Genomic DNA, 7,850 nt, shown 5'->3' with positions numbered 1-7,850 from the left:
GAAAAAAAGATAAAAAACAAGTTGAAATCTCAATTGACAAATCTGTGTAAATTTCTGTCATTCTGAACGAAGCATAGCGCAGTGAAGAATCTCATTTTTAAGTAATGATTTTTCCTATCATCAGAATGACAAAAAAAAAAACAATCAATGAAAACTCTTGGAACTCATAATTACTATGTCTATATTTTAACCAATAAAATAAAGACTGTTTTATACACAGGAGTTACCAACGATTTAAAATCCCGATTGTATTGGCATCAGAATCCGGAAGCAATTGACAAGAGTTTCACCACAAAATATAAATGTTTCTATTTAGTTTATTTTGAACAATTTGCTGATGTAGAAACTGCTATCAAAAGAGAAAAGCAGATAAAAGGTTGGACAAGAATTAAAAAAGAGAACTTAATTAAAGAATTTAATCCTACTTGGAAATTTTTGAATGATGATGTTTAAAGAGATTCTTCATTACGCTTCGCTTCATTCAGAATGACAGTCTGCAAAATTATATGGAACAAAAGAAAATTCTTATCATCACCTATTATTGGCCACCTGCAGGAGGACCAGGAGTTCAGCGTTGGCTGAAATTTGCAAAATACCTTCCTGAATTTGGCTGGAAACCGATTATTTATACGCCTGAAAACCCAAGCTATCCTTTATTGGATGAAAGCTTAATGAAAGATGTTCCTGAAGATCTGGAAATTGTAAGAACAAAGATTTGGGAACCTTATCAGTTGGCTGAAAAGCTTAATAAAAGCAATAAAAAATTCAAAGCGGGACAATTTGATGTGGGCAACAATCAAAGCTGGAAATCTAAGCTTTCGATTTGGGTGAGAGGAAATTTTTTCATTCCCGACGCACGCGTTTTTTGGGTTAATCCTTCAACTCAGTTTCTTGAGCAATATTTGAAAATCAACAATATTGAGACGATCGTTACTTCAGGACCACCCCACTCAATGCATTTGATTGGTTTAAATTTAAAAAAGAAATTTCCTGACTTAAAATGGATTGCAGATTTCCGTGATCCATGGACAGAAATTTCGTATTACAAACATTTAAAGCTGACAAAAAAATCAGATAAAAAGCACCGCCAACTGGAATCTGAAGTGTTCAAAACTGCGGATATCACTTTGGCAACAAGTTATACCGATGCAGAAAACTTCCGTAAAAATGGAGCGAATGCATTTTGTATCACTAATGGATTTGATGAAACAGACTCAAACCCTCAAACCCTTTACCCCTCAAACTCTCCAACCCAATTTACACTAAGTTACATCGGTGTTTTAGAACAATTGCGAAATCCTGAAAACCTTTGGAAAGCACTCGATAATTTAGTGAAAACCAATTCAGATTTTGCGGAAAACTTTAACCTAAAATTTGTTGGGAGAATTGATGATAAAATTTTAGAAGTTATTGAGAAGTCAAGCTTAAAAGGTCATATTCAGAATCTTGGTTACGTTTCGCACGATAAAGCGGTTGATGAAATGGCGAAGTCTTCCCTTTTATTGATCACTAATTTTCCAAATGACTCTTCAAAAGGCATTATTCCGGGGAAAATATTTGAATATTTGGCAACTGGCAAACAAATTATTTCTTTCGGTCCAAATGAAGCAGATGTTGCAAAAATATTAGATGAAACAAAAGCCGGAAAACACTTTGGATACAATGATTTTAAAGAAATTGAAGATTTTATTTTAGAAAAATTTGAGCTGTGGAAAAATGGAAATCTTTTAGAAAACACTCAAAATATTGAACAGTTTTCAAGAAAAAATTTGACTAAAAAATTGGTTGAAATTTTATAAAACTACCCCGTCTTCAACTTCGTTGAATCCACCCCTTCAGAGAAGGGGAATTTTAAATAGTCCATTCATCATTAATGACAGCGATTACGTAATATTTCCCTTCAAATTCTTCGAAAACAAATCGAAGCGCCTTCCAATCCATTCCGCCATATTTTTCAGAACCGGAAATATAGTTTTCTGTAAAATTAGTATTTGGATATATTTCTTTTAAATTATTAAGAGAATTTCCATTGCCTAAAAACTTATCAAACGCATATTCCGATCTTGTAAAATCTTTACGGAAAACCCAGTTTTTCAGGTATTGATTAATGGTTGCTTTATAAATTTCACCCGATCCGTCTCTGGAACCCCAAGTGAAAATAGTTTTTGTTGGCAAATATTTTTCAAAATCGATTTTTGAGAAATGCTTGTCTTCATTTCGGTTAACAAAAGCATACATCGAAAATCTTACGCCTTTTTCAGGATGAATATAATTGCCAAAGACATCATAATAACCTACTTTCAGTGCCTGTAAAAGTTCATCATTGGTCTTTTTCAGCGCAACTTCTTTAGAGAATGCTTCCGGCTTTGTATCGGTTCTTTCATTTGACCTTTTCAGATTATCTGTAGAAACTGCAGGACTTTTATCTTGCTTTTTCTCACACGACAATGCTGCTAAAAGTATGAATGCTAAAAAAGTCTTTCTCATTATAAAATTTTCGTGAAAAGTTCAAAAGGAGTGCCAGTTTTAAATTGAAATCTTTCAATGTTATGTTAAATTAAATAGAGTTTAAAAATCAGAACCATAATTTTTGACTTATTGTTTAGAGACTATTGAGCCAAGCTTTTTTGTACTTTTGTTAGATGGAAATTTTAGATATTCTGATTATCGGAGCTGGACCGATTGGTCTAAACTGCGCACTCGAAGCAAAGAAAAACAACCTGAAGTATTTGATTATTGAAAAAGGAACGATTGTAAATTCGTTATACAATTACCCTTTATACATGCGTTTTTTTTCGACGGCGGAAAAGCTTGAAATTGCAGAAATTCCTTTTATCTCGGCTGCACCAAAACCTGGAAGACAGGAAGCTTTGGAATATTATCAAGGTATCGCAAGACAGAAAGACATCAATATTAACCTTTACGAAAAAGTATTAAAAGTTTCTAAAAGCGGAAATATTTTTGAGATTGAAACTTCCAAATCAAAATATACAGCCAAAAACGTCATCATTTCAACCGGGTTTTACGACATTCCGAATCTGATGAATATTCCCGGAGAAAATCTTGAGAAAGTAAAGCATTATTATACCGAACCTTATCCTTATGCACAACAGAAAATTGTAGTGATTGGATCGAGCAATTCTTCGGTTGATGCTGCTTTGGAAACCTACAGAAAAGGAGCTGAAGTAACAATGATCATTCGAAATTCTGAGATTTCTGAAAATGTAAAATATTGGGTGAAACCAGATATTGAAAACAGAATTTCAGAAGGAAGTATTAAAGCTCATTTTAATGCTGAGTTGATTGAAATTAAAGAAAATTCTGTTGTATTTAAAGACAAAAACGATGAGATTCAGGAAATTGAAAATGATTTTGTCTTGGCAATGACGGGTTATCTTCCCGATTTTAATTTTCTTAAAAATTCCGGAATTGATTTACAAGGTGAATGTTTAAATCCTGTCTACAATTCTGAAACAATGGAAACCAATATTGAAAATTTATATTTGGCAGGCGTTGTTTGTGGTGGAAAAGACACTCACCTTTGGTTTATTGAAAATTCAAGAATTCATGCAGAAATGATTATTCGAAACATTCTTATGAAATAATTTGAGTCTTTAAAATTAACAAATAACTATTCGTAGCTGTAGGCGATTCCATATTTTGAACTTGTTGCACCACTCCAAAATGTCATATTTTTTTTAAATTGGTCTTCAAGTAAAATGACATGAGAATTTAATTTTGCTGCTTCTTTTTTAATTTTCATCGTAGCTTTTTTATCAATACCCATTTTACCTTTAAAATTCCAATCATTACTTGATGAAGCTCGGACTTCCCCTTTTCTAACTAGACATTTTACATCATCGGGATTAGTTGTGATAATTACCTTCTCCCAGTCTTTTACACCAGTAATAATAACTTTGTCATCAAATTTTTGTTCGCGTCCAGAAGCGAAAATAATTTTATCTATACAATTATTACTTAAAAAATTAGTAGCTTCTTCCTCAAGGTATTTAAAAACAACTTTATCATCGACTGATATAACTTGAACCTTTAAACTATCTCCTGAATGTTTTATAACAATATCATGTTTATTTGAACTATGTTGAGCAAAAAATAATTGACTTGCAACTAATAAAAATAGAAAAATTTTATACATAATTTTTGATTTTTGCAAATATAAAAAGATAAATCAAAATAAATCTCAAAAGTGAAAATTTCAAAATTGTTTCGTCGCTGCCATTGTCGCCATGACTTTAGAAATCGACCTTCATTCCCAAAACAAAATTTCTTTTTGCAGCAGGATTGTAATATCGGTTTCCAAACGCATTGATATCAAAACCTGAAACATGATCTTCATTGTATAAATTCTGAATCTGAAGGTATAAATTCACTCTTGTTTTTTCAAAATCTACAGGAAACCTAAATTGAATATTTCCAACCAAGCTTGATTCTGACCAAACAGAATTTGCATCATTCAAAGGTATTTTTGAGGTATAAAAGTGAGAATAATCAACAGAAAGTTTTTTGAAAAAAGTAAAATTCAGCAAACTGTTTATCGTTGTTCTTGGAACTCCTGTTAAATCATTTCCCGAAAAATCATTTTGATTTTGTTGATAATTTTTAAATTTAAAATCATAAAAACTTCCTGAAAACCTGAATTTCAATTGACTGAAAAAATCATTTTTAAGATCAAAATTTTTAGATTCTAACAGAAATTCAAAACCTTTCTGAACGGTTTTTCCTGAGTTGATAAAATATTCCTGTCCGGCTTCGTTCTGTCTTCTTACGATCGCATCTTCGAGTCGGAAATCAAAATAACTTGCTTCTATAAAAAAGAAATTTCCAAATTGTTTTCGAATTCCAACTTCTTTGTTCCAACCAAATTCAGGGCTTAGATTTACATTAAATTGCTGGTTTGAAGAACGAATTTCTTCATTGGTGGGTGCTGAATTTCCCTTTCCTATTTTACCTCTTGCTGAAAAACCCGGTGCAAAAAGATAAGTAAAACCGAAATTAGGAAGCCATTGATTTTTAAAATCTATTTTCCCATTTTCCGTTCGTGGATAAAGTCTTTCCCAATCGTAAGAATTTGAATTTAAACTGATTGAAACATCAGTAAAAAGTTTTTCATCAAAATTTAATTTCTGTGAAAGAAAATAAAATCCTGAAGTGTTTTTTAGCTGATCAAAATTCTGTGGATTACCTTCAAAACCTTTATTGTTATCATAATTTTTGATTAGAATATCATTCATTCCACCTTCGAAACCCAATCGATATGCTAAAGAAACTTTACCCCAAATTTTCTCATAATTAAAGTGGGTTCTCAAGGCAAAATTCTTTTCAAAACGGTTTTCAAAATTGGTAATAAAAGGATTTTCAAAATCAACATAAGAACCCTGAACTAAAATAAAATGCGAAAAATTTGGGGTGAATTGATATTCATTTGAAAGTCCGGCCAAAATCATTTTATTTCGGATTCCCGCATTTTGTTCCGAAGCACCTGGAAGCGTTGCAGTCTTTGGTCTGGCTTGCTTTCTATTGATATTCATCTGTTCCAAAGTCAGTCCACCCGGAGTTTGATAATCGAGATCCGAATACATCAACATTCCTTTTAAAATTCCCCTTTCTGAATATTGAAAATTATCTTTTATAAAGATTTGTTTTCTCTTTACCTTCGACTGTTCACGATAAGAATCGGTTTGATAATAATTTTGAAAAACTTCAAAAAAATGTTTCCCGATCTGTTTAGAAAAATCAAAACTCTGGTTGAAAGTTCCATAACTTCCAGTAGACAAATTTGCTGATAAATTGTCTGAAGATCTTGTTTTTAAAAGCACTGTTCCACCAGTTACTGCTCCATAATCGCCACTTTCTGGACCTTTATAAATTTCCATTCGATCAATCAATTCAGGAGAAATTACATTAAAATAAGTATTTCCGGAAGCATCTGACAAAATAAAATTATCAAGATAAACTTTCACATTTCTCACTCCGAAAGGTGAACGCAAGGTGCTTCCACGAAGCGAAATTCTGTAACTTCCGGGAGAACGTTCTTCCATTCTTGCTCCTGCGATTTGGTTGATCGATTCCAGCATTCTTTCCGGCGTATTTTGATTGAGTAAATTTTCTGAAACTACCGAAACCGATTTTGTGGAAGCTATAAAAGTCGTTGGCTTTTTATAAGCATCAATTTTTACTTCTGAAATTAAATTGACAGAATCTTTTTTTTGAGAAAATAAAAAAGTTACGGATAAGGCGGAAAGAAGAAAGTATAGTTTTGTCATTAAACAAGGCAAAGCAAAAATTGTACAGTTTAAGTCTAAAACTTAAAAATTAGAGTATAAAAAAGCCTTGTCAAGCTTTTGAACTTTGACAAGGCTGACTTATTATTTTTTTTAATTAAAATTTAATCTAAAATTTCTTTTTTATCTTTAATCATCCATGGAACGATAAAGTAAAACGCCAAAGCAATGATTGTGGCAATTACTCCGGTACCGATCCACAAAACGGTAAATCCTAATTTTTCGGCAATTAAAGTTCCTAAATAGGGAGTTACAATAAATGCAATTGAAAATGAAATTCCGTTCAAACCCATATAAGCGCCTTTGTTGTTTTGTCCTGATCTCAAAGCGGTGATAGTTGACATAAAAGGCAGTGCCCAAATCTCACCGACAGACAGTAAAGTCATTGAAATCACTAAAGTTATAATGCTATAATCGAAGCCCAACATTGCATAAGAAAGTCCACAAATGAAGGTTCCTAAAAACATGGTACGAGCTAGGCTCAGATATTTTTCGGCAACCTGAACCAATCCCATTTCCAGCAACACAACTATAAATCCGCTGTAGCCCAATAAATAACCAATATTTTGCTGACTTAAATGAGCGGTGTCTTTATAGAAAATCGTCAATGTACTGAATAACTGGAAGAAACAAATTGAAAAAAGCATACATAAGAAACAGTAAATCAAAAACTTACCGTCCCGATAAGGCGAATTTTCTTTTTTAATCTCAATGGCTTCTTTTACTTTTCTTGCTCTCAGTTTTGCAAGTTTATTACGCTTCCGAAAGAAAATAATGTATAAAATCCCGGCTAACAAAGCGGCTAAAGCATTTGAAAAAAACAGAAATTCATAAGAAATTGCCGATAAAATTCCTCCTAAAGCAGGACCGATAGAGAATCCTAAATTGACTGCCATTCGGTTTAATGAAAATGCTCTTGTAATATTTTCCGGTTTCGCATACTTCGTAATCGCTACTGAATTTGCAGGACGAAATGAATCGCTTACAATACTTTGAATCAAAATAATGGCAGCAACCCCCACTTCTGTTTTAAAGAGTGGGATTAAACAAAATAACGGAACACTCAGTAATAAACTGAGGTACTGAACTTTGTATTCCCCTATTTTATCGGTAATAAATCCGCCTAACCAAGAACCAATCACAGAACCGATTCCGAAAAAGCTAAGTACAATACCGGTATTTTCTATACTGAATTTTAAATGAGCAGTCATATAAACTCCCAAAAACGGGAGTACCATCGAACCGGCTCGGTTGATGAGCATTACGAGCGCCAACATCCAGCTTTCCTGCGAAAGCCCTTTGAATGAGTTGGTGTATAGTTGTATTATTTTCACAATTTTTTATTTTAATATTGATAATAATTTGTTATAATTTAATTTATAAGCGTTTTTAATTGATAGGATTTCATTCTATCCTTTATTAAATCGTCCCTCCGGGATTCCTTTAAACACAAATACCACGAATATTTCTCACTAATAACACAAAAAATATTCGTGTATTCGTGGCATTTTATTATGCCGTAAATGTTTAAAAACAAAAAAACAGGGC

7 protein-coding genes are annotated in these 7,850 nt (G+C 32.4%); 3 read left to right on the top strand and 4 right to left on the bottom strand.

Features of this window, described 5'->3' with window-relative positions:
• Positions 1–147 precede the first annotated feature (147 nt).
• The gene (locus OEW74_RS08140; RefSeq protein WP_210151183.1) at positions 148–453 is read left to right on the top strand and encodes a GIY-YIG nuclease family protein; all 306 of its coding nucleotides are present in this window, start codon (positions 148–150) and stop codon (positions 451–453) included.
• 53 nt (positions 454–506) lie between these two features.
• Positions 507–1,799 carry a glycosyl transferase family 1 gene (locus OEW74_RS08135; protein WP_265427994.1) on the top strand — a complete coding sequence of 431 codons (1,293 nt, stop codon included), beginning with the start codon at positions 507–509 and terminating at the stop codon, positions 1,797–1,799.
• 52 nt (positions 1,800–1,851) lie between these two features.
• Here the strand turns inward: OEW74_RS08135 and OEW74_RS08130 are convergent, their stop codons facing one another.
• Positions 1,852–2,487, bottom strand: a complete 636-nt coding sequence (locus OEW74_RS08130; RefSeq protein ID WP_265427993.1) for a hypothetical protein — start codon at positions 2,485–2,487, stop codon at positions 1,852–1,854.
• Positions 2,488–2,642: 155 nt separating this feature from the next.
• Between OEW74_RS08130 and OEW74_RS08125 the strand changes: the two genes are divergently transcribed.
• Positions 2,643–3,605: a YpdA family putative bacillithiol disulfide reductase gene (locus OEW74_RS08125; protein WP_265427992.1), complete on the top strand. Its 963-nt coding sequence runs from the start codon at positions 2,643–2,645 to the stop codon at positions 3,603–3,605.
• Between the two features lie 26 nt (positions 3,606–3,631).
• Here the strand turns inward: OEW74_RS08125 and OEW74_RS08120 are convergent, their stop codons facing one another.
• From OEW74_RS08120 to OEW74_RS08110, 3 genes are all read right to left on the bottom strand, one after another.
• Positions 3,632–4,156 carry a hypothetical protein gene (locus OEW74_RS08120; RefSeq protein WP_265427991.1) on the bottom strand — a complete coding sequence of 175 codons (525 nt, stop codon included), beginning with the start codon at positions 4,154–4,156 and terminating at the stop codon, positions 3,632–3,634.
• Between the two features lie 97 nt (positions 4,157–4,253).
• Positions 4,254–6,284: a TonB-dependent receptor gene (locus OEW74_RS08115; RefSeq protein WP_265427990.1), complete on the bottom strand. Its 2,031-nt coding sequence runs from the start codon at positions 6,282–6,284 to the stop codon at positions 4,254–4,256.
• Between the two features lie 122 nt (positions 6,285–6,406).
• The gene (locus OEW74_RS08110; RefSeq protein WP_416207905.1) at positions 6,407–7,579 is read right to left on the bottom strand and encodes an MFS transporter; all 1,173 of its coding nucleotides are present in this window, start codon (positions 7,577–7,579) and stop codon (positions 6,407–6,409) included.
• Positions 7,580–7,850: the final 271 nt, after the last annotated feature.

This window comes from Chryseobacterium sp. YIM B08800 (assembly GCF_026163565.1).
In the GTDB taxonomy this organism is placed as follows: Bacteria; Bacteroidota; Bacteroidia; order Flavobacteriales; family Weeksellaceae; genus Chryseobacterium.
Note: the sequence above shows the minus strand (reverse complement) of the source record. Positions and strands in the feature narration are given on the sequence as shown.